The following is a 23905-nucleotide window of genomic DNA, read 5'->3' on the forward strand; positions in this document are numbered from 1 at the left end:
GGAGTACGCCGCCCGGCTCAGGACGGCGGGATCTGCTCCGGCGCGGCGGTGGTCGGGCGCGGGACGGGCACCGTGGGCAGCTGTGCGCCATCGGCGGAGCCGCCGGCAGCGACGGAGCCGCGCGGGCCGGCGTCGGCGGTGGCGGAGCCATCGGCGGTGGCGGAGCCCTCGGCCGCAGTGGAGCCCTCGGTGGGGGTCGCGTGCAGCACGGCGCCGATCTGGCTGCGGCGCGAGCAGGAGAGCTTGCCGAGGATGTGCTCGACATGCGAGTCGGCGGTACGCCGGGAGATGACCAGCCGTTCGGCGATCTCGCGGTTGGACATCCCCTGGGTCACGAGCTCGGCGACCTCCAGCTCCCGCCGGGTCAGTGCGTTCACGCCGACGCCGGCCGGCTGGCGGCACGGCTGGTCGGGGACCGGCTCCTCGGCGTCCTCGGCGGCCAGGGAGACCGCCAACTCCTCGGAGAGTTCGGTCCCTTGACGGAAAAGCTCACTGAACCGGGCCTGGCCGAGCTGGTCGCCGACCTCCCTGACGATCCGCTGGTGGTCCTCGGCGAGGCTGGGCCGGCCCCACATCAGGATGACGTCCCCGGCGCGGAAGTAGGTGTCGGCCGCGCCCAGCAGCCAGGCCGCCCGCACCGGACGGCCCGCGGCAGCGGCCTCCCAGGCGAGGATCTCCAGGCAGGTGGCGATGCCGTCCGCCTCGTCCTGCGCGGCCTTGAGCCGGATCGCCCGGCGGATCACCGGGCCGCATTCCGCGTACCGGCCCGCCACCCACATGCCGAGGCCGATGAACTCCTGGATGAACGAGCGGTAGAACGCCTCGCCGGTCGAGCCGAACGCCTCCCGGTAGGCGCGGTCGGCGGCCAGCGCCCGCTCGGGATCGCCGGTCAGCCCGGCCAGCATCGCCTCGTGCATATGGACGAAGCCGATGCCGAGCCGGTAGTCGCCGGCCAGCAGCAGTTTGCGGGCCCTGGCGTAGTGGGCGTCGGCCTCCGTGTCCTGGTCGGCCAGCATGTGGCCGAGGCCGGCGACCTGCAGGGCATAGCCGCGCAGCCGGTCGTCCGCGAGCCGCTCGGCCAGGTCCAGCGCCTGCCGCATCGCCGACTCACCCACGTCGCGGTCGCCCTGGACGAGCGAGAAGTGGGCGTGGTGGGCCAGCGCCTCGGCGCGCTCCGGCACCGGGTAGGTCACGAGCTGCAGGCTGCGCTCCAGCCACAGCCGGGCCTCGCTGAAACGGGAGGTGCAGAACCAGTACGGGACGAGGTGCAGCGTGAGGCGCAGCGCTTCGAGCGGTTCCGTCGGGCCGCTGCCGTGGGCGCGCTCCAGTGCGGTACGCATGTTCGCCCAGTCACGGGCGAGTCCGCGTACCAGCTCCACCTGCCGGTCGGTGTAGGCGGCGCGGGCGAAGAGCCCGGCCAGGCCGGCGTAGTGGGCGAGGTGCCGGTCGCGGGTGGCGTCCTCCTCGCCCAGCTCTTCGAGCCGCTCGGCCCCGTACTCGCGCATGGTGTCCAGCAGCCGGTAGCGGGCACCGGCGCCGGAGGGGTGGTCGATGCGCATCACGATCGACTTGTCGATCAGGCTGATCAGGTGCTCGACGACCTCCTCCGGCCGGATGTCGCCGCCCGCGGCCACCTGCTCGGCGGCCTCCAGGTCGAAGCTGCCGGCGAAGACGGACAGCCGTGACCACACCAACTGCTCTTCCGGCGAGCAGAGTTCATGGCTCCAGCCGATGGTGGTACGCAGCGTCTGGTGGCGGGGCAGCGCGGTGCGGCGGCCGCCGGTCAGGACGCGGAACCGGTCGTCGAGGCGGGCGGCGAGCTGCTCCAGCGGGATGGCCCGCAGCCGTACGGTCGCCAGCTCGATGGCGAGCGGGATGCCGTCCAGCCGGCGGCACAGCGCGAGGACGTCGTCCCGGTTCTCGTCGGTGATCTGGAACCCGGGCACCACCGCGGCGGCGCGCTGCGTGAACAGCGCCGCGGCGTCACCGGACTCCACGCCGAGCGGCGGGATGGTGACGGTGTGCTCGCCGGAGACGTCCAGCGGCTGACGGCTGGTGGCGAGCAGCTGGACGTCGGCGGTCTCGCGGAGCACCAGGTCGGCGAGGAGCGCGCAGGCGTCCACCAGGTGCTCGCAAGTGTCGAGCACGATCAGCATCCGGCGGTTGGCGAGGTGGTCCACCACGGCTTCGAGCGGATCGACGGAGCCCAGGTCGGAGAGGCCGAGCAGCTCCGCCAGGGTCTGCGGCAGGAAGTCCGCCTGGCGCAGTCCGGACAGCTCGGCCAGGCAGACCCCGTCGGGATACTCGGCGGCGAGGCAACTCGCGGAGCGCAGTGCGACCCGGCTCTTCCCGACCCCGCCGGGCCCGAGCAGCGTGACGAGCCGCGCGTCCTTCAACAAGGTGCGTACGCGCATGAGTTCGGCGGCCCGCCCCACGAAGGAGGTGACCTCCGCCGGCAGCCCGAACCGGCTCTGATTGAACCGCATGGCCATGCCCCGCCTCGCATCGCGTCCATTGCCACGTGTCCCCGCCACACAGCGTACGGAGCACCCCCGGAAGGATAGGAAGGAAGCCGGTGCGCCGGTATGCATAACGCCCACTACCGCCCCCACCCGAATCTTTTCGCCCACACGTGAGCACTCGCGACCGCTCCAGAAGCAATTACTGACCATCCGCAACAGAAGCAGCCGCGGCCGACGAACCGCCGGGCCCGGGCCCCGCCCGGCGTTCCACCGACACCTGCCGACAGCTCACCGATACGTCTTCGGCGGGCTCGCCTTCCACGCTCGATCGAGGGAATCGTCCCAAGTGCCGTCCCGGTCGAAACTGGCGGCCCGGCAGCCGCGGGACATGGGCGCCGCGGCGCTATGACGCCATGCGGCGTCCCCGATCCGGGCTATGGCATGGCCGCAGTACCGGCAGACCGCCTGCCCCATCAACTCATCAGCCAGGCGCTCGAACTGCGCGGTACGGTCCGCAACCTCCTCTTTGACGCCCCGCAGCACCTCCTCGGCAGTGGTGACCCCCGCCGAAGCGATGACGTCGCGTACGAGTGCCGCCGCCTCGATCGCAATGTCGGCTCGCCGCGCCGCGTCGACCAGGCTCCGCGCGCCACCGCTGTCGGGCGACTTGCGCACCGTCCGCTCCGCCAGTTCAACCGACGGACGGATCGACACCGTCGAGCGGTCATCGCCGTCCTCGTGTTGCGCGCCTCCGTCCCTGAGGCGTCTGCGAGCCACTTCGAAGGCCCACGCCTCGGTGGACGCCTTCTTGGCGACGTTGAAGTGAGTACTGGTCGCCGCGTCCATCACCGTGTGGAACTCCGCCATCAGCGCTCCCCAGTGCTCGCCGCCGGCGAAATCCTCCGGGGCCCAGCCGTAGTGACGCACGAGTTCGTCCCGGACCCGGTCGAAGTGGTGCAGGCTCTTCCGCACCGGTCCGGACGTGTCGATGCGGAGGCCGACGCGCTCCGCCTTCGCCAGCAGTTCCGGCTCCATGCCCTGCCACTTCATATGGCCGTCGCGTTCACAGGCGTAGTCGACCCAGGACCAGAAGGCCTCGGCATCCGCGACATCGGGCGCCTCACGGTGGTGACGCGGGCAGAGGAGGGCGAAGTTGCGCACGTCGTTGGAACCGCCGAGCGCCTCCGGGACCACGTGCGCCCTTTCCACCGGCGCTTGCCAGCAGATCAGGCAGATCGGCTCATCGAGGCCGAGGTAGTCGGCGATGGCTCGCACTGGAGGCCTGGACCGGCGCCGGTCGGGATGACGGTCCCGGTTGCGAACGCGCAGCTCGCGGTGGTCGTAGGCGTGTTCACGGTCGGGGTCCCGTATGTACAGGGCGTCAGGGACGTCCTCACGTTGCGGCTGGGGGTTCCGCACCTGGAGGAGCGGTGTACTGATCTCCGTGAGGTACGGACCGAGGTGTCCCAGCAGGAACTCCTGGACGATCTCCATGGCATCGGCGTCGTAGCCGCCGGCGGCGTTGCGGTGCCCCTGGATGTCGAGGTAGAGGTAACGCGGCGCGCCGGGGTTCACCGCCGCGGCCTTCTTGAGGATCGAGAAGATGCGGGTGGCGCACTTGGCGAAGTCCTCTTCGACCCGCATGTCGTGATACAGCGCGATGCCCTTGGGCTCGGCGTCGGCCTTCGGTCCCTCAGAAGGGGCCGCATCCTGTGCGGCCCCGGGCCGGGCTGAGCACTGAGCCGCCAGTAACTTCTCTGCGTTGTCATTCATGGACGCACAGTAAATCCCCCCACTGACAGTCGGCGTCGGCGACCGCAGCGTTCACCTGCACGCGATAGGTGGGGCCGCAGCTCGGTATGTGTGCTGCACGCCGTAGGTGTTCTGTACGCGGTGGAGGCGGCAAGTCTCGCCCCGCTCCTGGTGCCGGCCAGCCAACGAACGGCCGCCGGGCACCAGGCCGGACGGGCCGTTCGTTACGCCGGGAGGAGCGCGTCCCCCGACCTCAGCGCGTCGGGTGGAGCACCATCGCCGAGCCCCCGTCGCGGCGCTTCGGTTCAGCGACCGCCTGCGTGCTGCCGCCGGGGCGGAACTCCAGGGCCGCCACCGCACCGATCTCCGGTGACGGGGTGAACGTCGACGGGGCCAGGACGAAGTGCTGGCCGAGGCGTTCCAGGGCCGTGCGTTCCGGCGAGTCGAGGAAGGCCGGCTCGGCTTCGGTCTTGGCCGAGTTGCGCTGTGAGATGCGCGGTGCGGCCACCGCTTGCGGCAGCGTCATGCCCAGGTCGATCCGGTTGACGAGGGTCTGCAGCACGGTGGTGATGATGGTCGCGCCGCCCGGCGAGCCCACCGCGATGAACGGCTTGCCGTCCTTGAGCACGATCGTCGGCGACATGCTGCTGCGCGGCCGCTTGCCGGGGCCCGGCAGGTTCGGGTCCGGCACACCCGGCGTGACGGGTGTGAAGTTGAAGTCCGTCAGCTCGTTGTTGAGCAGGAAGCCGCGGCCGGGCACGGTGATCGCCGAACCGCCCGTCTGCTCGATCGTCAAGGTGTAGGAGACCACGTTGCCCCAGCGGTCGGACGCCACGAGGTGGGTGGTCGACGGCCCTTCGTACGCCTCCTTGCTGCCGGTGCCCTTCACGCACCCGGAGCCGGGCTTGCGCGGGTCGGCGGGGGCCACCGGGCTGGTGAGCGTGGCGTCCGGCCGGATCAGGCAGGAGCGCTCCTTGGCGAAGTCCTTGGAGAGCAGTTCCTTCGTGGGCACGTCGGAGTACGCCGGGTCACCGACCCAGCGGTTGCGGTCGGCGAAGGCGATCCGGCCGGCCTCCAGGTAGTGGTGGAGCGCCTGGACCCGGTCGGACGAGGTCAGGTGGTAGTTCTCCAGGATGTTCAGGGCCTCGCCGACGGTGGTGCCGCCGGAGGAGGACGGCGCCATGCCGTAGACGTCGAGCCCGCGGTAGCCGGTACGGGTGGGCGCTTGCCCCAGCGCCGCGTAACGCGCGAGGTCGCCCTGGTCCATCAGACCGGGGCGTACGGGCTCCGCACCGTCGGCCATGGGCGGCTTCTGGACCGTACGCACGACGTCGCGCCCGAGGTCGCCGTGGTAGAGCGCATCCACGCCGTCGCGTGCCAGTTCCCGGTACGTACGGGCCAGCCCCGGGTTGCGGAACCGCGAGCCGACAACGGGGAGTTCGCCGCCCGGCAGGAACAGGTCGCGGGTGGAGCGGAACCGCCGGAAGCGGTCCTCGTTCATCTCGGTCTGCGCGCGGAACTGGTGGTCCACGACGAAGCCGTCGTCGGCAATCCGGGTGGCGGGCTTCAGGGCCCGCGCGAGCGAGACCGTGCCCCAGTCGTCCAGCGCCTTCTGCCAGGTCGCTGGGGTGCCCGGAATCCCCACGGACAGGCCCGAGTTGACGGCCTCGTCGAACGGTATGGGCTTCTTCGTCGCCGGGTCGAGGAACGAGTCCGCTCGCATACGGGCCGGTGCGGTCTCCCGGCCGTCGATGGTGCGCACCCGGTGGGCCGCGGCGTCGTAATAGACCATGTAGCCACCGCCGCCGACCCCTGCGGAGTACGGCTCGACGACACCGAGCGCGGCCGCCGTGGCCACCGCGGCGTCCACCGCGTTGCCACCGTGCTTCAGGACGTCGATACCGGCCTGGGACGCGTACGGATTGACGCTGGACACCGCGCCGCCACTGCCTTCGGCGACGGGCTGCTCAGCGGGCGGCTGCGGCCCCGAGGAAGCGGGGGCGGTGTCGGTAAGCGCAGCAGGTGCGGTTGCGTCCGCGGCGGGTGTGGTTGCGCCCGCAGCAGGGGCCGTTGCGCCCACCGCGCTGGACGGCAGGACGAACGGGAGGGAAAACACTGTCGCCGCTGACACGGCTGCGACGACGGCACGGCGGACACCCATGGAGCCTCCGAGGAATTGCGCGAGAGGGTTTCCCGAAACCCTGGTGGACGCCGCATGCTCCGGCAATGATCATGATCAAGATTTGCGCGAAACATGAGGTTCCTCGCCGGTAGCCCACCCCGCCCCCGTACCGGCCCGAAATCCGCCGGCACCGGCACTCCGCACTCCGCCGCCGGCCGGACAAAAGCTGGAGGGTCCGCCCGCCCAACACCCGCCGCACCGCCCAAGACGTCTTCCCTCCCGCCCAAGACGTCTTCCCTGCCGGCTAAGACGTCTTCCCTGCCGGCCGTGCTCCGTTGATGTACTGATCGGCCCAGGCGCTGATGATGTGGGCGGCTCGCTGGGCTTGTCCTCGTGCGGTCAGGAGATGGTCGGCCCCTTCGAGCGAGACGAAGCTTCGCGGGTGCCGTGCCTCGCTGAAGATCTCCCCGGCGTTGTCGATGTCGACGGTGTTGTCGGTCGGGGAATGCAGAACGAGCAGCGGCAGATCCAACTCGCGTATGCGGTCCCGCAGATGAGCGCGGCGGACGTCTTCGACGAACGCACGCTTGAGGACCAGCGTCCGCCCGCCGACGAACCACTCGTGCGCCCCTTCAGCGAGGACGCGATCGACCACCGCGTCGTACTGTCGCTCGACGTGGCTGGGGTCGGCAGGCGCCCCGATCGTGGCGACCGCGCGCACGCCGGTTGCCTCTGCCGCCGCGGCGAGGGCCGCGGCACCTCCCCAAGAGTGCCCCACCAGCAGGTCTGCCGGGGTCCCTCGCTCCGCCATCAGCGCTGCCGCACGGACCGTGTCCTGGACCTTGACGGTGAAGGAACCGTCACCCCAGTCGCCGTCGGAGTCACCGATCCCGAGGTTGTCGTAGCGCAGCATTCCGATGCCCTCGCGCGCCAGCTGCTTACTGACACGCGAGGCGGCCGGCGAGTCCTTGCCGAGGGTGAATCCGTGTACGAAGATTCCCCACCCTCGAACCTCGCCTTCCGGCAAGTCGATCGCTCCGGCCAGCTCAGGGCCGACGACGCTCTGGAACCGCACTTTTTCGCTCATGTTGTGATCACCTAGGCGGGGACTGTTGGGTGGGACAGGAAGAACAGCGAGCAGCGAGCAAGCAGCAGGCGCAGCAGCAGGCAGCAGGCAGCAGGCAACGCCGTACTCGGCGCCGCCGGCGCGTCAGACGGCCGGCTTCTGCGCGGGCGACGGCTCGGTGGTGAGCAGCGCAGTGATCTCATCGGCGAGCTGCTTACCGAGCCTGCCCCAGTCGTCCTTGTAGCCGTAGACACTGGCCAGAGTGCGGGCTTCGTAGTCGCCGTTCATGATCTCGATGTCGGTCGCCGTGATGAGTGCCGGGTGGGCGACGCCGACGGCCGCCGAGATCTTCATCAGCTCCTTGCGCAGGGTGCGCAGGTAGTCGGCGGCCCGGGTGGCCTTCGAGGTCGGGTCGATGCCGCGGGCCAGCCGCGCGTTCTGGGTGGCGATGCCGGTGGGGCACTTGTCGGTATGGCACTTCTGCGCCTGGATGCAGCCGATCGACAGCATCGCCTCACGCGCCACGTTGATCATGTCGGCACCCAGCGCGAAGGCGACGGCGGCGTTCTCGGGCAGACCGAGCTTGCCGGAGGCGATGAAGGTCAGGTCGTCGGTCAGCCCCAGCTCGGCGAAGACGCCGTAGACCCGCGAGAAGCCCATCCGGAAGGGCAGCGACATCGAGTCGGAGAAGGTCAGCGGCGCCGCCCCGGTGCCACCCTCACCACCGTCGATCGTCACGAAGTCGACCCCGCGGTCACCCCGCGCCATCAGCGTGGCCAGCTCCCGCCAGAAGTCCATCTCGCCCACCGCGCTCTTGATGCCGACCGGCAGACCGGTCTCGGTCGCGAGCAGTTCGACGAAGTCGAGCATCGAGTCGACGTCGGTGAACGCGGTGTGCCGCGACGGGGAGGCGCAGTCCTCGCCGAGCGGGATGCCGCGGATGTCGGCGATCTCCGGGGTCACCTTCGCGCCCGGCAGCATCCCGCCGAGCCCTGGCTTGGCGCCCTGGGAGAGCTTGATCTCGATCGCCTTGACCGGGGCGCCGGCGACCACGTCCTTGAGCTTGTCGATGTTGAAGCTGCCGTCCTCGTTGCGGCAGCCGAAGTACGCCGTACCGATCTGCAGGACGAGGTCGGCACCGTTGCGGTGGTACGGCGAGAGGCCGCCCTCCCCCGTGTTCTGCATCGCGCCCGCCAGCGCCGCGCCCTTGTTGAGCGCCGTGATCGCCGCGCCGGAGAGCGAGCCGAAGCTCATCGCCGAGATGTTCACCACGCTCGCCGGCCGGAACGCCTTGGCGCGCCCGCGCGGCCCGCCCAGCACCTTGGCCGAAGGCAACGGCGCCTGCGGGTCGTGCACGTCGGGCAGCGGGCCGGCGAACGTGCGCTGCTTCAGGTAGGCGTGCCCCTGCAGGTGCTCGACGTCATTGTCGGTCCCGAAGCCGAAGTAGTTGTTCTGGCCCTTCGACGACGCGTAGATCCAGGTGCGCTGATCACGGCTGAACGGGCGTTCCTCGTCATTGGAGGCCACGATGTACTGCCGCAGCTCCGGCCCGATCGTCTCCAGCATGTAGCGGGCATGCCCGACCACCGGGAAGTTCCGGAGCAATGCGTGCTTCTTCTGCACAAGGTCACGGACGGCCACCAGCCCCAGTGCTGTCGCGGTGGCTGCGGCTATGCTCCGGGCGCGCATGAACGTACCTCTCCTCGGTGCTCGACCCCATCGCCGTGCGATGAACGTCGTCGTGCCATGTCGGGCGTCGGACGGCGGACACGACCAGGCGGGCATCAGCATCCGTCGGAGAACGCGCAACGATATTAGAGGTCACGCGAACAGCTATGTGATCAGGGGCGTGGGGCGGACAGTCGTCACAGCGACGAGCCGTCCCGGCCGTCGATGCCCGGACGGCGAAGAACAAGGACCGACACGAACCGCAACCAGTCCCCAGTTCCCAGCTCGTCACAGGCTGGGCCCCCACCACCCCACACAACACAAAGTCTGGCCGGGATCTCTCCCGACCAGCACTTGCTTGGTGAGTCTCCTGTGCCCAAGGCGCTGGTTGGAGCAATGCCCCACGCACGTGTACGGGCATACGGCCATGCCTGACTCGCAGGTAGCCCATCCGCTCAGCGGGCCCTGGGTATGAAGCCCACCAGGGCGCCGGTCAGGCACCGGTCCCGTAGCCCCCGATCATCGTGCCTTGGCATCAGGTGTCGAGCCGCCCGTCCAGGCGAAGTCCAGGAGTGCCTTGGGCAGGTACTCCGACTCGACCTCGATGGGGAAGCCGGCATCGCGGGCGAGACAGGCAATGGCCAGCGGGCCGAGCGAGACGAGGCCCTCACTGCTCATGGACCGGTCCTCGTCGCCCGTCCAGTAGGCCTTGTGCCATCGCAGCGCGTCGACCAATGCTTCGGTGAACTGCGTGTGATCGCCGCGCAGGTACGGCCGCCGATGGCACAGTCACCACGTGGGACTGCGCGCCTGGCACCCGTCGCCCGCTCACCCAGACCACTCACAGGCCATTGGTCCGGCGGTCCCCGGGCACTTCGCTGCTCGCCACACTGGCGGAAGATACCGGAGGCGACCGCACCACCCACTGGCATGCGGTGATCACTGACGCCGCCGGCACCCCGACCGAGCTCGTCACGGCCGGCGGGACCATTGCTTGGCAGCGCCGCACCACCCTTTGGGGCGCATGCTTCCCGGCCCCCACCGACACAGCATCCGTCGACTGCCCTCTCCGATTCGCGGGCCACTACCACGATCCGGAAACCGGGCTCAGCCAGAACTACTTCCGCTATGACGATCCAGAAATCGCAGGCTTCATTTCCGCCGACCCACTCGGCCTGGAGCCTCACCCGAACCACTATGTTTACGTACCCAACCCGTTCGCATGGGTCGACCCCCTCGGCCTGGCCTGCAAGAAGATACCGACAGAGGAGCTCAACTGGAGCGCGAAGAGTCGACCGACTTTCGGCCCTGTCTTCAGCGAGCACGGCGCGGGTGCGAAGAACACTCAGAGCTTGATCGACCGTGCCCGCAGCACCGGCAAGCCGCAGGGCCGATGGCTGGACAACGACAAGGGGGTTGATTTCCTCAAGGCGCAGCACGGCCCCGATGGCGCAGTTCGCGAGGTGGCCATCCCCAAGGGCATGGGGCATGTCATCAAGCCGAACGGTGAAATAGTCGAAGCAACTCTCGCCAGACTCGTACCGAAACCCCACGGCACCTATAAGACGGCTTTCCCGGTCGTGAAATGAGTGATCATGCAATTTCGAATGTCCGTGACGCCACCCTCCACCCAAACAGTTCTGACCACAGACTTCAGCTTCGACGAAGACTTCGACTCCCTGGTCATGGACACCTGCCAATTGCTGTCACGGACGGATTGCGAGTTTCAGGTTTCGGGTCTCGGACAGGACCGATGGCCGGTTGACGTCTCCTGCGACCTCTCCTCGGTCATCGAGCAATTGCCGGAAGCACTGACAGCATTGCGTGAGCGAGAGCCCGCGCAGATCGATTTCTACGGGCAAGGGATCGAACGACTGGTCACCTTCACCCCGCGTGCAGAATCGGTCGTTGTGTCCTGCACAACCAACAATGGAGACTCCCCTGACGTGACGACCGAAACGGTGCCGCACAGGGAAGCGGAGGAGTTGCTGGCCAACCTCGCGCGCGAGTTCAAGGCCGCCCTGGAACGGGCATGCCCGGAGGTTGCGGCATTGCCACCTTTCGCCGACTGGTGAGCGCGACATGAGCAGTGCGGCGTACCGCTCCACCGCAGCGCATGCGGTGACTGCTGATGCAGGGTGCAGTCAGCCCGACGCTTGACGAGGCTGGCGAAGTCCTCGGCGCCGACCTTCGCCAGTCGTGCGCGGTCCGCGCGGTGTCGAGTGTGCTCCCGATCTGCCTGCTCGCCTCAATGGCCAGGTCGGGGCGGCGCTGCAGTCGACGCTCGAACTCGAACATCTTCGGCTGGTACGGGGGCCGGTTGTACCTCTCCTCCAGACGGGCGTTGCCGCAGAACCGCTACCCGTACGCATAGGAGTCCTCGGAGTCGGCCTTGAGCCGGAACGTCGTGGTCCCACCCGTCGTCGGCGGCCTTCTGCATCGTGCTCGTGACGTTGAATCGCACGTTCTGGTTGTGATTCGTGCAGGAGCCGTCGGGCTTCGTCGGGGACTGAGAGGTGATGGCGTCCCTGAGCGACGGCTGGTTGTCCCAGTTCGTCGCGGAACTGATCGCACTGCCACCGGGACGATGTAGACCGGATACGCCCTGTCGTCGCCCCTCAGCAGGGCGGCATACGGGGTGAGGACCATGCTGTCGGAGTGCATCATCACGCCGACGCCGGGGATCTTGGCTCCTTCCCCCGGCCCGACTTCGGGATCGCTCTCGTCACCGCCCTCACTGACACCGGTCCGCCTTCCCCCGTGTCCTCGGCGATCAGCCCACTACCGTCCTGGGCCTTCAAATCGACCCCGTGTTTCCGGACCGGAAGCTCACGGACGCAAGCTCCGGGTTGGCGGCTCCCTTGGCCGACTTGATCGAAGGCCGAGGCGAGCTGCGAGTTCCCGTTCGCTGTCGACGGCATCACGCCGGGCTCGAAGTTCCCCCACCGTCGAGGTCTCACACCGCGGTGGCCCCACCCATTCGGAGGACGCCGTCCGTGCTGAGGGCTCACCTGCATCCTCGGCGACTGACGACGCGCCGGCCATCTCGTGTTCCAGCAGCATGGTCCGGCCCCAGTACTGGCCGCCCCCGGTCCGGTGCCCAACGGGGTAACTGAGCTGCTCCGCGAGACTCGGTATTTCAGGGGCTGGCGCCATGTCACCGGGGCAGTTCTGATAAATGTTTCCACTGGGGACGGGCGATGCGCCCGTTGCGGTGCTGGGGAGCGCCGCGGGGAAGGACGCACATGAGCACCGCTACACATGAGGAAGTCATCGCCCTCGAGCAGAAGGCGGTGGACCACGTAGAGATCGACCACACACTGCCCACCTCAGCCACCGGCCTCCACCTCGTCCTGTGCGAACCCCCGGGCGAGGACTGGGCCGCAGATGCCGTCCGCGACCCTTTCACCATCCATGTCCTGTGGGGCACCCCGGACGGCTGGGGCGGCGAGAAAGCGGGCACGGCGCTCGGCGGATGATCCGCTCCTTCCTGTTCCGGCAGCGCCGACGCACCGGGGAGCGTCGGCCATGAAGTGGTGCGGTGCTCGGGGCTGTCGAGTATGGACGGCCGTCACCCACTGCCCGCAGCAACCTGAGGGCGCTTCGGCGCCGTTGCTCAGGAGACATATCCCGTACGGAGAACCGACGGGCCGACCGAAGAGGCACGGCATGCAGATTTCGCAGATCCTGTACAAGATCGATTCGGGTGACATCGCCCTTCCGGAGTTCCAGCGGGGTTACGTCTGGACCCGCGACCAAGTTCGTGCGTTCTTCCAGTCGCTGTACCGCGGCTATCCGATCGGAGGGTTCCTCACCTGGAGCACCAAGGCGGAGAGCGCAAGCACCCGTGGGGACGGTCCGGAGAAGGACGGCACTGTACAGCTGTTGCTCGACGGTCAGCAGCGGGTGACCACTCTCTACGGCGTCACCCAGGGCCACTCACCTCGCTTCTTCGAGGGCAACCAGGCAGCACTGACCGGGCTGCACTTCAATCTGGAGACCGAGACGTTCGAGTTTTACGCCCCGGCAAAGATGAAGGACAACCCTCTCTGGGTCGACGTCACCGCCCTCTTCCAGGGCGGGTAGGCACCCTGGTGCCCTCCATCACCGCGCTGGCCGAGGGTGACGGATCGCTCGTAGCAGCCTACTTCGAGCGCCTGAACCGGATCACGCAGATCAAGGACCGCAACATCCACATCGAGGAGGTCACCGGCGAGGACATGACCATCGATGTCGTCGTGGAGATCTTCAACCGCGTCAACTCCGGCGGTACAAAGCTCTCCAAGGGCGATCTTGCGCTGGCAGCCATCTGCGCATCCTGGCCCGACGCCCGCCCGACCATGAACACCGCTCTGAAGAGCTGGTCGGACGCAGGTTTCACCTTCAAGCTGGACTGGCTGCTCCGCAACGTCAACGCGGTCCTGACCGGTGAGGCGCAGTTCTCCAAGCTGGGTGATGTCGAGGTGCCGGAGTTTCAGACCGGTCTGAAGCAGACCATCGAGTCCATCAGCTACCTTCTCAACGCCCTCGACGGCCGCCTGGGCCTCGACCACGGACGGGTACTGAACGGGCGGGCTGCATTTCCCATCATGAGCCGTCTGCTGCATCACCATTCCGGCAAGTTCCCCGACGCCATGACCCGCGACCGGCTCTTCTACTGGTTCATCCACAGCTTTCTCTGGGGTCGGCACACCGGCGCCACGGAAACCGCCCTCAACCAGGACCTCGAGGCGGTCGACGCCGGCGGCGTCGACCGGCTGATCGAGACTCTGCGGCAGGCCCGCGGGGGCCGACTGGAGGTCCGGCCCGACGACTTCCAGGGCTCCAGCATGGGATCCCGTTTCTACCCGTTGCTCTACATGCTGTCCCGAGTCCACGGGGCCCAGGACCTTGGCAGCGGGGTCCCGCTGAAGGACGGCATGCTCGGAAAGCTCAGCTCCCTCCAGGTGCACCACATCTTCCCCAAGGCGCTGCTTTACAAGCACGGCTACAGCAGGGCCGAGGTCAATGCGGTCGCGAACTTCTGCTTCCTCACCCAGGACACCAACCTGCAGATCAGCGCCAAACGGCCGGAGGACTACCTGCCGGAGATCACCCAGAAAGTGCCGGGTGCCCTCGAATCGCAGTGGATCCCCACCGACCCGAAGCTGTGGCGCATCGACGCCTACCGCTCGTTCCTTGCCGCCCGACGCGAACTCCTCGCCGAGGCGGCGAACGGCTTCCTCACCAAACTGCTCGAAGGGCCGTCTCCCGTCGGCCTGACCGCACCCGCCGACGCCGCGGTCCTCAGGTCGGCTGCCGCTCCGGTACTCCCCGCAGCCCCCGACGAGGACATGCCCGGCCTGGCCCAGCTGTTGGATGACCTGCTGCGGCAGGGCTTCGCCGAACCCGAACTGGACAGCGAGGTGACCAACCTGGTCTCCGGCAGCCCCGTACTCGTGGCCACCGCGTTCTGGCCGCAGGGCCTGCAGGAGGAGGTGGGCGACCCCGTGGTCCTCGTGTCGGAGACCACGGCTGACGAGCAGGCCGCCCTCGAGGCAAGCGACTGCCGCGTCTTCCACAGCGTGGACGCCTTGCGTCGCTACGTCGACAACATCCACGCCGACCAGGCGGCGTGACGACGGCAGGGCTTCCGGCCGCGGAAATTTGGTGCAGGACGTGCCACGTGCTCCGGGCAAGCCGCCGCACGCCGGCTGCCCGGAGGCCCTGCCGCCCTCTTCGTCTTCCATGGATACGGTCGTCAGTGATGGCTGCCATCACGGCCCGTACCTCGGCGAGGGTGGCATCGGCCACGGCTCTCGCTCGCTCATGCCTCCTCGCCCGCTACCGGGATGCCTCTCGGTGCGGGGGTGGACCTCTCTCAAGAGCACTCCGCACCAGCCAGGGCACGGCAAGGAGGGCCGCAAACGCCACGAAGGCCCCAACCGTAACGTCGAGGCCCTCGTCTGCGTATCTTCAGCGAAGTGTCCGAGGGGGGACTTGAACCCCCACGCCCGATAAAGGGCACTAGCACCTCAAGCTAGCGCGTCTGCCATTCCGCCACCCGGACTAGGTGTCGTCGGCGCGGGCCTTGCCCGCGGCGACATGGACAACAATACCAAGGTTTCGGAGTGGGTTTCACATCCGTATTCCGGGAGGCATAAGCAGGGCTTATGGGTGCGGGGGAGCGCCCCAGGCCGCGACCCCGCCACGCGTTTGCGCTGGTCACGGAGTGTCGGCAGAGACGACACAGTTCGTAGCCGGGGTGGGAAGGCGGGGCCGGGAGAGCCCTGGGGCCGGCCGCGGGTGCGCTGCCGGGGGCGGGAGAAGGGTGGGGAAATGTTCGGGCGCGTGACCGGGTGATCACCGTACGCTCGGGGCATGAGTGTGGGGTCTGGTGATCTTGGTGGGAAGACCGAGGCGAACGTCGAGCCGGCCGGGGCGTTCCCCGACGGGTTTGTGGTGCGGCATCCGCGGCCCTCGGATCATGGGGTGCTGCAGGGGGCGCTGACCGACTGGTGGGGCGGGCAGGGCGGTGAGGCCGGGGCGCAGCAGCGGCGGCTGTTGTTGCCGCGGCTGTTTCTGCAGCACTTCTCGGAGACGAGTTTTCTGGTGGAGGAGGCTGCGCCGGCGGGTGCGGAGGGCGGTACGGGCGAGGGGGCGGCGCTGCGGGCGTTCCTCATCGGGTTTCTGTCGCAGAGCGATCCGGAGACGGCGTACATCCACTTCGTGGCCGTGCATCCGGAGGGCCGGCGGGGCGGGCTGGGCAGCGCGCTTTATCGCCGCTTCTTCGAGCTTGCCCGTGCGCACGGCCGGGCCCGCGTGCGGTCCATCACGAGTCCGGTGAACCGGAATTCCGTCGCGTATCACAAGCGGATGGGGTTCCGTATCGAGCCGGGTGACCGTGTGGAGGACGGGGTGGCGGTGCACACGGACTACGACGGTCCGGGGCTGGACCGCGTGTCCTTCGTGCGGGAGCTGTGACCGTTCGCACGAGAGCTGTGACCGTTCGTACGGGAGGTGTGACCGTTCGTACGGGAGGTGTGACCGCCGTACGGGAGCTGTGACCGCCGACCCCGAGGGGCGCGCGTCAGCCGGCGTTCTCTTCCGCTTCTGCGTTCTTCGCGATCGCTTTGTGGTGGCGGACGACCTCTTCGATGATGAAGTTGAGGAACTTCTCGGCGAAGGCGGGATCGAGTTTGGCGTCCTCGGCGAGGCGGCGCAGCCGGGCGATCTGGGTGGCCTCGCGGGCCGGGTCGGCGGGCGGCAGGCTGTGCCGGGCCTTGAGTTCGCCGACCTGCTGCGTGCACTTGAAGCGCTCGGCGAGCAGGTGCACCAGCGCGGCGTCGAGGTTGTCGATGCTGCCGCGCAGGTACAGCAGCCGCTCCCGCGCCGCCTCGTCCGATACGGAGGCCGCGTGGGAGCGCGGGTCTCCGCCGGCCGTGGTCGGCGTGGCGGGCGTCCACTCGCTCATGTCGTGTCGCCAATCTGGGTCGGGTAGTGCGTGATCGTGGGGCACACTACCCGGCCCGGACGAGGAGCACGTAAGGGACGGAACCGCCGTCTCAAGGAGTGGTTGCTCAGCGGGCTGCCCGGCGCAGCGGTCGCCCCTGCGGAGCCGGCGCCGTGCTATCCGCGCAGGTGGCGGAGGTAGGACGCGGAGCGGCGGGCCGTGCTGAGGGAGCCGGCGGGGTTGGCCGCGGGGTCCACGGCGTCGTCGCGCTCGACGAGCCAGTTGCGGTACGTGCGGCCGGGCAGCCGGTTCACGCGGCTGATGAAGCGCTGGTAGTCGATGTCGCCGTCGCCCACGTCGACCATGTGGTAGCCGTCGCGCGCCGCCTCGTCGTGCTCGCCGTCCTTGACGTGGAAGAGCGGGTAGCGGTCGGGTTCGGCGAGGACGTAGTCGAGCGGTTCGAAGGGCGCCGGGGTGCCGTCGGGGCGCTTGGAGAATCGGTACTGCGCGACGTACGCCCAGTAGATGTCCATCTCGAGCCGTACGAGACGGGGATCGGTCTCCTTCAGGAGGACGTCGTACAGCCGCACCTTCGGGTTGTCCGTGGCAAAGGCGAACTCGTTCGCGTGATTGTGCTGGTAAAAGTACATGCCGCGGGCCCTGGCCGCCGCCGCGTAGGTGTTGAAGTCGTCGGCGGCGCGCTTCCAGCCGTCCACGGTGTTGCCGTAGCGGTCGGGCGCCGAGGCGGTGCCGACGTACGGCAGGCCGAGGGCCTCGGCGTCGTCGAGCACCTTCGTGAGATTGGTGGCGAAGGTGTACGCGTTGGGGTCGGAGGAGTAGTAGCCGACGTGGCTGCCGATGCCGCGCAGCCCGTTGTTCTTCAGGAGCCGCTTCAGCTGGGCCAGCGTGATGGGCCCTGCCGAGCCCTGTGTGTAACCGGCGAACTCCACCTCGTCGTATCCGTAGCGGGCCAGTTCCTCGAAGACTCTGGCGAAGCCGATGGACGAGGTCTGGTCGCGGAGCGTGTAGAGCTGGATGCCGAGGCGGCCGGGCGGGACGACGGGGCCGTGGCCGCCGGCGGTCGCGGCGTCGGGGGCCCGGCCGGGCTGCGCGGCCTGCGCCTGCGAGGCGCCGAGGACGGCCGCCGCGGTGGCGCCGGCGGCCACGCCGAGGAAGCCGCGGCGGGCGAGGGTGCGGGCCAGTTCGGGGTGGCGGGAGCTGCGCGGGTTGGGAACGTCGCTGGTCATGGTGGCTCCAGGGTCGATTGTCAGTGCCGTGCGGCAAGCTTGAGGAGCAAGGACTTCACATCGGTGGCGTCGAGGGGGGTGGTGAGCGTGCCTGCGGTGGAGCAGATCAGGACGGGCCCGTCGTCCTCGTGGTCCGGAATACGCCCGTGACTGCCGCGCACGGGCTCGGGATCGAGGGGGACGACGGCCATGCGGTAGCGCATGCCGGTCTTCTTGCGGGCGAGCGCGGTGGCGGCGCGTAGCCGTACGTAGGGGTCGCGCGGGTCCATGAAGAGCTCGGCGGGGTCGTAGCCGGGTTTGCGGTGGATCTCGACCAGCTGCGCGAAGTCCGGCGCGCGTGCGTCGTCGAGCCAGTAGTAGTACGTGAACCATGCGTCGGGTTCGGCGACGGCGACGAGTTCGCCGGCGCGGGGGTGGTCCAGGCCGTGCTGCTTCTTGCCCGCGTCATCGAGGAGTTCGCCGAGTCCGGGCAGGTCGGCCAGGGCCTCCCTGGTCGCGTCGAGGTCTTCGGGGCGGCGTACGTAGACGTGGGCGATCTGGTGGTCGGCGACGGCGAACGCGCGCGAGGCGGTCGGGTCGAGGTACTCCATGCCGTCCTGTGTGTGCACCTCCAGCAGGCCGGCCCGGCGCAGTGCGCGGTTGATGTCGACGGGGCGGCGGGCGCGGGTGATGCCGTACTCGGACAGCGCGACGACGGTGACGCCGGCCGAGCGGGCGTCGTCGAGGAGGGGGGCGATGACGGTGTCGAGTGCGGCGGCGGCCGCGTGCGAACGGGGGTCGTCGGGCCCGTACCGCTGCAGGTCGTAGTCGAGGTGCGGGAGGTAGCTGAGGGTGAGGTCGGGGTGGCGCGTACGGAGGATGTGACGGGTGGCGTCGGTGATCCACTGCGAGGAGGTGAGGGAGGCCGTGGGCCCCCAGTAGGTGAAGAGCGGGAAGGGCCCGAGCAGCTCGGTGAGTTCGTCGTGGAGGGCGGGCGGCCGGGTGTAGCAGTCGGGTTCCTTGCGGCCGTCGGCGTAGTAGATGGGCCTCGGGGTGACGGTCCAGTCGACGTCCGCGCCCATGGCGTACCACCAGCAGACGTTGGCGACGGTGTAGCCGGGGTGGGCGCGGCGGGCCGCGTCCCAGAGCTTGTCGCCGCCGACGAGGGCGTTGTGCTGCCGCCAGAGGTGGACCTCGCCGAGGTCGCGGAAGTACCAGCCGTTGCCGACGATGCCGTGCTGGGAGGGCGGCGCGCCGGTGAGGATCGTCGACTGGACGGTGCAGGTGACCGCCGGCAGTACGGTGCGCAGCGGGACGTACGAGCCGTCGTTCGCCAGCGCCTTGAGGTGCGGCATGTGGTCGAGGAGACGGGGGGTGAGGCCGACGACGTCGAGGACGAGGAGGGGCTGCGGCGGCGTGGTGCCGGCCGGGGACTCGGTGGCGGCGCCGGTGCTGCTCTCGTACGGGGTCATGGCAGCTCCTTGAGGCCGAGGCCGGTCAGCAGGTCGCGGGCGAGGGCGAGTTCGGCGGCGATGCCGTCGGCGAGCCGGGCGCGGGTGCGCGGCCGCAGTTCGGGCGGCAGGGCCTGCCAGGTGTAGGTCTCGACCTCGAGGTGGTGGGTCCGGGGCGGCGCGGCCGGCCCGACGAGGCGGGCGAGCGTGTCCCGGAGCACCGGGAGGGTGGAGGTGAGCGGGGGCTCCGGCGGCGCGTGCAGCGGCACGTGGAAGTGGGCGCGCCAGGGGGTGGCGGTGGGCAGTTCCGTGCCGCTCCCCCGGTCAGCGAGAGCCTCGTCGAGGTCGTCGGTGGCGAGGAGTTCGCCGTGCGGGGTGCGGGTGCGGGTCTGGTGGAGGAAGCGCGGCTCGGCGAAGGCGCCGAGTGCGGCGCGGACGTCCGCGCGCTCGGGCTCTTCGGCGTGCAGGGCTGCGGACAGCTGGGACTTGATGACGGGGATGCCCGCGTCGGCCAGGGCGTCCAGCGCCGGGCCCGGCGCTTCGAAGGAGGTGGCGAGGTGACAGGTGTCCACGCAGACGCCGATGCGGTGGGTGGGGATGTCCGGTGCGCCGGTCAGGGCCTCGACCGCGTCGGCGAGGGTCTCGATCGTGCAGCCGGGCTCCGGCTCCAGCCCGACGCGGATGCTGCGGCCGGTGGTCTCCTGGAGTGCGTCCAGGCGCACACCGAGCTGGCGGAGCGCGTCCAGCGCCGTCGCACGCCGGTGCTCGTCGAAGTGCGTGCGCCAGGCGAGCGGGAGGGTGGAGATCGTGCCCTCGACCGCGTCGTCGGGCAGCAGTGCGGTGAGCAGCCGGGCGAGGTCGGCGGTGTACTCCAGCCGGGCCGGCTCGGTCCAGTCGGGCCGGTAGACCCGGTATTTGACGTGGCTGTCGCCGAACCCCTCGTACGGGAAGCCGTTCAGGGTGACGACCTCCAGGCCGCGCGCGTCCAGCTCCTTGCGCAGCAGCCGGAGCGCGGCGGGGTCGGCGGTCAGCGCGCGGGCGGCGGCGCGGGCCAGCCACAGGCCGATGCCGAGCCGGTCGCGGCCGAGCCGTTTGCGTACGGGCTCGCAGTGGTCGCGCAGCTGGGCGAGCACGCCGTCCAGGGTTTCGGCCGGGTGGACATTGGTGCAGTACGCGAGGTGGACGGTGGAACCGTCGGGGTGCCGGAAGCGCATGGGTCCGTCGCCTCCTCATTCCCCGCCGCGGAGGATGGAGTTGCCCTCGTGGAGGGCACCGGGATCGGCGATGTCGAGGGTGAGCCGGCCGCTCTGGCCGTAGAACGCGACGGGGTTGCGCCACAGCACCTGGTCCACGTCGTCGTCCGAGAAGCCGGCGGCGAGCATGGCCTCGCCGACGTGCCGGGTCTTGAGCGGGTCGCTGCGGCCCCAGTCGGCGGCGGAGTTCACGAGCACCCGCTCCGTGCCGTGGACGCGGAGGATCCGCACCATCCGCTCGGGGTCCATCTTGGTGTCCGGATAGATGGAAAAGCCCAGCCAGCAGCCACTGTCAGTGGCGTCCCCTACCGTTGTCTCATTGAGATGGTCCAGGACGACACGATCGGGGGGCAGGTCGGATTCGCGCAGGACGTCGAGGGTGCGTTTGAGCCCGGCGGCCTTGTCGCGGTGGGGGGTGTGGACGAGAGCCGGGAGGCCGTGGTCCACGGCAAGCTGGAGCTGAGCGGCCAGGGCGTTGTCCTCGGCCGGGGTCATCGAGTCGTAGCCGATCTCGCCGACGGCGACGACCGAGTCTTTTACGAGGTAGCGGGGCAAGGCGTCGAGGACGGGGGTACAGCGGGGGTCGTTCGCCTCTTTGGGGTTGAGCGCGATGGTGCAGTGATGGGCGATGCCGTGCTGGGCGGCCCGGAAGGGCTCCCAGCCGAGGAGGGAGTCGAAATAGTCGAAGAAGCTCGCCGGTGAGGTCCGCGGCTGTCCCAGCCAGAAGGCCGGCTCGACGAGGGCGCGCACGCCCGCCGCGTACATGGCCTCGTAGTCGTCGGTGGTTCGGGAGGTCATGTGGATGTGCGGATCGAAGATACGCATCGGGTTACGCCTCCTCGGCGGACGGGCCTTCGGATGGACTGACGGACGCGGTGGTGGGCTGACCGGCGGGCACGTCGGTGGACTGGCCTGCGGCCGGGGCGGTGGACTGGCCGGGGGGCGCGTCGCTGGACGGGCCGGCGGCCGCGGCGGTGGCCGGGGCGGTGGGCATGCCTTCGGACGAGCCGGTGGACGGGCCGTCGGACAGGCCGGCGGGAGAGTCGACGGCTGGGATGGCAGACGAGCCGACCGGCGGTTCAGCGGACGGGTCGACGGATGGGTCGGCAGACGAGCCGATGGGGGTGTCGGCAGACAGGGGGAATCGCTGGGTGAGGGCGAGGACGCGAGGAAGATCATCGGGTACGGGGCGGCCGGCTGAGGTGCGTTCCCGGGCGTAGTCGCCGAGCATGCGCGCGAGTTCGGCGTCACCGCGGGAACGTTCGGCGAGACCGGCGATGGCGTCGACGGACACCCCGGTGAAGAGGCACTTGAGTACGGCGTGCCGCCAGGCGTGCGCGTCGAGGTGCCGTGCGGCGTACGGGCCCACGGCCGCGGCGACCAGTCGCGTGTCGTTCGTCCGCAGGGCGTCCTCGATGAGCGGCAGGCCGTCGCGGCCGTCCGGGCCCAACGGCAGCTGCGGCAGGGCGAGGAGTACGGCCCGGCGTTCGGCGGCCGTGCCGTACTCGTACAGCCGGGTGACGGTCGTGTCGTCGGCACGGGCGGCGCAGAGGATCAGTACCCGTGCGGCCTCGGCGGCCTCCGGGTCGGCATGATGCGGCGGTTCGCTCCGCAGGCAGTGCCGGCCGGCGGCCGCGAACCGTGTCTCCCATGCGGGTGGGGCGGCTGGTGTCGGGCCGGGGACGGTGTCGGCGTGCGCCTGGCTTGAGACGGTGTCGGCGGCGCGCTGGGGAGCGGCGCCGGTGCCGGTGGCTGGGGCCGTGCCACGGGGTGTGGCGTGGACGGTGCCGCGGGCCGTGGTGTGGGCGGTGCCATGGGCTGTCGCGTGGGCAGCGCCACGAGCCGTGGCATGGGCGGTGGCTTCGGCGAGGGCCTCGTCCAGCCAGGCACGGGCGTCGGCACCGAGGCGGTCGCGGAGTGCCTTGTCCAGGCGGCTGAACCAGGCGTCGTCGGGCGTCAGCACGGGGCACCTCCGTTGCGGGCGGCGGAGGCGGGTGCGGGCTCCGCGAGGTGTGCGGGGGCTGGGGCTGATGCCGCGCTCGGGGTCATCGAGCGGGTCGGGGTGGGCTCTGGGGTGGGGTTGGGTACTGGAGCCCGGCTTTCCCGCTGGCGTCTGGAGCCGCGGCCGGGCCCGGGGCTAGGAGCAGGGAGGTGGGAGCGGAGGAAGTGGAGGGAGGTGCGGGCCTGGGAGGGGCCTGCGTGGGAGTGGCGGGGCAGTTCGACGCTCACCAGGCCCTGGTACGCGGTGTCGCGGAGGGCGTCGAACACCGGCGGGAAGTCGATCTCGCCGTCCCCGAACGGGAGGTGCTCGTGCACGCCGCGGCGCATGTCCTCCAGCTGGACGTGCTTGGTCCAAGGTGCTGCCGCACGTACGCAGTCGGCGGGTGGCAGCGACTCCAGGCACTGGCAGTGGCCGATGTCCAGGGTCAGCCCGAGTACGTCCGGATCGGGCTCGCCCATCAGCGTACGGAGGTGATGGAAGCCGGCGAGATCGGAGAGGAGGTGGCCGGGTTCGGGTTCTACGGCGAGTGGCAGGCCGGCGTCGGCGGCCGCCTCGGCGACGGGGTGCAGGGCGGCGGCCAAGCGCTGCCAGGAGTCGGTGTCCGGGCTGCCGGCGTCGCGTACGCCGCTGAAGCAGTGCACGGCGGTGGCGCCGAGGTCCGCACCGACGCGTACGGCGGTACGGAGCAGGTCGGCGCGGGCGGCGCGGGCGTCCGGGTCGGGGTCGATGAGAGTGGGGTGGTGCTTGCGGCGCGGGTCGAGGACGTAGCGGGCGCCGGTCTCGATGGCGACGGCGAGGTTCGTGGTCCGCAGCGCTTCGGCCACCTGCGCGGTGCGGGCGGCCAGGCCCGGGGCGAGGGGGTCGAGGTGCATGTGGTCGAGGGTGAGCGCGACGCCGTCGTAACCGAGGTCGGAGAGGAGGGTGAGGGCGTCGGTCAGGCGCAGGTCGGTGAGGCCGTTGGTGCCGTAGGCGAGCCGCAAGGGGTGGGTCGGCGCGCCGGGGGCGAGGTGGGAGGAGGACGACGGGCCCGTCGACGGGGATTGGGCGGTGTTCCCAGACGCGGCGGTGGGGCGGCCAGTGTTGCGGGTCTCGTGGGCGGGCAGGGCGGTACGCGGTGTCGCGCCCGTGGGCCGGCCGGTGTCCCGAGTCTCGGCCGAGGGCTGAGCGGTGGTCGGGGGCCCGTACGTCGGCCGGATGGTGCTCGGTGCCCCGCCCGCGGGCTGACCGGAGCCCTGAGCCACGTCCGTGGGCCGCCCGGTGTCCCAACTCTCGGCCGCGGGCTGACCGGTGTCCCGACTGGTGCCCGCGGGCTCAACGGTGTGCGGGGGCCCGTACGTCGCCCGGGCGGTGTTCGGTGCCCCGCCCGCGGGCTGACGCGCGCCCTGAGTCGCGTCCGCGGGCTGGCCGGTGTCCCGACTCGCAGCCGCGGGCTGACCGGAGCCGCAAGTCGCCGCCGCGGGCCGGTCGGTGT

The 23905-nt window shown here is 70.0% G+C and carries 18 protein-coding genes, 1 tRNA gene and 1 pseudogene; 6 read left to right on the forward strand and 14 right to left on the reverse strand.

From position 1 onward, the window contains the following. Positions 1 to 17: 17 nt before the first annotated feature. The 6 genes from C3486_RS21075 to C3486_RS21100 form a co-directional block, all read right to left on the reverse strand. The gene (locus tag C3486_RS21075) at positions 18 to 2486 is read right to left on the reverse strand and encodes a LuxR C-terminal-related transcriptional regulator (protein WP_258052905.1); all 2469 of its coding nucleotides are present in this window, start codon (positions 2484 to 2486) and stop codon (positions 18 to 20) included. A gap of 264 nt (positions 2487 to 2750) precedes the next feature. Continuing rightward, entirely contained in the window at positions 2751 to 4235 is a 1485-nt protein-coding gene (locus C3486_RS37360; RefSeq protein WP_181138630.1) for an HNH endonuclease, read from the reverse strand. Between the two features lie 232 nt (positions 4236 to 4467). Further along, the gene (gene ggt / locus C3486_RS21085; RefSeq protein ID WP_103834303.1) at positions 4468 to 6375 is read right to left on the reverse strand and encodes a gamma-glutamyltransferase; all 1908 of its coding nucleotides are present in this window, start codon (positions 6373 to 6375) and stop codon (positions 4468 to 4470) included. 265 nt (positions 6376 to 6640) lie between these two features. Next, a complete protein-coding gene (locus C3486_RS21090) occupies positions 6641 to 7423 on the reverse strand; it encodes a S9 family peptidase (protein ID WP_103834304.1) in 783 nt (260 codons plus the stop codon). Between the two features lie 123 nt (positions 7424 to 7546). Beyond that, positions 7547 to 9091 (reverse strand): FMN-binding glutamate synthase family protein, encoded by a 1545-nt coding sequence (locus C3486_RS21095; protein ID WP_103834305.1) that lies wholly within the window; start codon positions 9089 to 9091, stop codon positions 7547 to 7549. Positions 9092 to 9589: 498 nt separating this feature from the next. Next, on the reverse strand, positions 9590 to 9805 hold the full coding sequence (locus tag C3486_RS21100) for an immunity 49 family protein (protein WP_374936903.1): 216 nt from the start codon (positions 9803 to 9805) through the stop codon (positions 9590 to 9592). Positions 9806 to 10005: 200 nt separating this feature from the next. Here C3486_RS21100 and C3486_RS21105 point away from each other — a divergent pair, with 200 nt between their 5' ends. The 5 genes from C3486_RS21105 (at position 10006) to C3486_RS21125 (ending at position 14688) form a co-directional block, all read left to right on the forward strand. Beyond that, complete coding sequence (locus C3486_RS21105; protein ID WP_258052906.1) at positions 10006 to 10659, forward strand: RHS repeat domain-containing protein; 654 nt, start codon at positions 10006 to 10008, stop codon at positions 10657 to 10659. Between the two features lie 6 nt (positions 10660 to 10665). Continuing rightward, a complete protein-coding gene (locus C3486_RS21110) occupies positions 10666 to 11145 on the forward strand; it encodes a hypothetical protein (RefSeq protein WP_146075028.1) in 480 nt (159 codons plus the stop codon). A 1170-nt stretch (positions 11146 to 12315) separates the two neighbouring features. After that, on the forward strand, positions 12316 to 12549 hold the full coding sequence (locus C3486_RS36965) for a hypothetical protein (RefSeq protein ID WP_146075029.1): 234 nt from the start codon (positions 12316 to 12318) through the stop codon (positions 12547 to 12549). A 190-nt stretch (positions 12550 to 12739) separates the two neighbouring features. After that, positions 12740 to 13156: a DUF262 domain-containing protein gene (locus C3486_RS37365; RefSeq protein ID WP_181138631.1), complete on the forward strand. Its 417-nt coding sequence runs from the start codon at positions 12740 to 12742 to the stop codon at positions 13154 to 13156. Positions 13157 to 13164: 8 nt separating this feature from the next. Continuing rightward, entirely contained in the window at positions 13165 to 14688 is a 1524-nt protein-coding gene (locus C3486_RS21125) for a hypothetical protein (RefSeq protein WP_103834310.1), read from the forward strand. Positions 14689 to 15034: 346 nt separating this feature from the next. Here the strand turns inward: C3486_RS21125 and C3486_RS21130 are convergent. Then, positions 15035 to 15119, reverse strand: a tRNA-Leu gene (locus C3486_RS21130). Positions 15120 to 15541: 422 nt separating this feature from the next. Between C3486_RS21130 and C3486_RS21135 the strand changes: the two genes are divergently transcribed. Continuing rightward, a complete protein-coding gene (locus C3486_RS21135) occupies positions 15542 to 16033 on the forward strand; it encodes an N-acetyltransferase (RefSeq protein WP_258052907.1) in 492 nt (163 codons plus the stop codon). Positions 16034 to 16139: 106 nt separating this feature from the next. Here the strand turns inward: C3486_RS21135 and C3486_RS21140 are convergent, their stop codons facing one another. The 7 genes and pseudogenes from C3486_RS21140 to C3486_RS21170 all read right to left on the reverse strand — a co-directional run bounded on the left by C3486_RS21140 (position 16140) and on the right by C3486_RS21170 (position 23414). Next, entirely contained in the window at positions 16140 to 16523 is a 384-nt protein-coding gene (locus C3486_RS21140) for a chorismate mutase (protein WP_103834312.1), read from the reverse strand. Between the two features lie 155 nt (positions 16524 to 16678). Beyond that, positions 16679 to 17749: a sugar phosphate isomerase/epimerase gene (locus tag C3486_RS21145; RefSeq protein ID WP_103834313.1), complete on the reverse strand. Its 1071-nt coding sequence runs from the start codon at positions 17747 to 17749 to the stop codon at positions 16679 to 16681. A gap of 20 nt (positions 17750 to 17769) precedes the next feature. After that, on the reverse strand, positions 17770 to 19200 hold the full coding sequence (locus C3486_RS21150) for a nucleotide pyrophosphatase/phosphodiesterase family protein (protein ID WP_103834314.1): 1431 nt from the start codon (positions 19198 to 19200) through the stop codon (positions 17770 to 17772). Continuing rightward, a complete protein-coding gene (eboE, locus tag C3486_RS21155; RefSeq protein WP_103834315.1) occupies positions 19197 to 20393 on the reverse strand; it encodes a metabolite traffic protein EboE in 1197 nt (398 codons plus the stop codon). Before eboE ends, C3486_RS21150 begins: the two co-directional genes overlap by 4 nt. 15 nt (positions 20394 to 20408) lie before the next feature. Beyond that, positions 20409 to 21257 (reverse strand): TatD family hydrolase, encoded by an 849-nt coding sequence (locus C3486_RS21160; protein ID WP_103834316.1) that lies wholly within the window; start codon positions 21255 to 21257, stop codon positions 20409 to 20411. A 313-nt stretch (positions 21258 to 21570) separates the two neighbouring features. Beyond that, positions 21571 to 22395, reverse strand: a pseudogene (locus C3486_RS38105) (EboA domain-containing protein); the annotation flags it as partial. After that, positions 22389 to 23414, reverse strand: a complete 1026-nt coding sequence (locus C3486_RS21170; RefSeq protein WP_103834317.1) for a sugar phosphate isomerase/epimerase — start codon at positions 23412 to 23414, stop codon at positions 22389 to 22391. The pseudogene C3486_RS38105 and the gene C3486_RS21170, both read right to left, overlap by 7 nt. Between the last annotated feature and the right edge of the window lie 491 nt (positions 23415 to 23905).

The organism is Streptomyces sp. Ru73 (assembly GCF_002920575.1).
Taxonomy (GTDB): domain Bacteria; phylum Actinomycetota; class Actinomycetes; order Streptomycetales; family Streptomycetaceae; genus Streptomyces.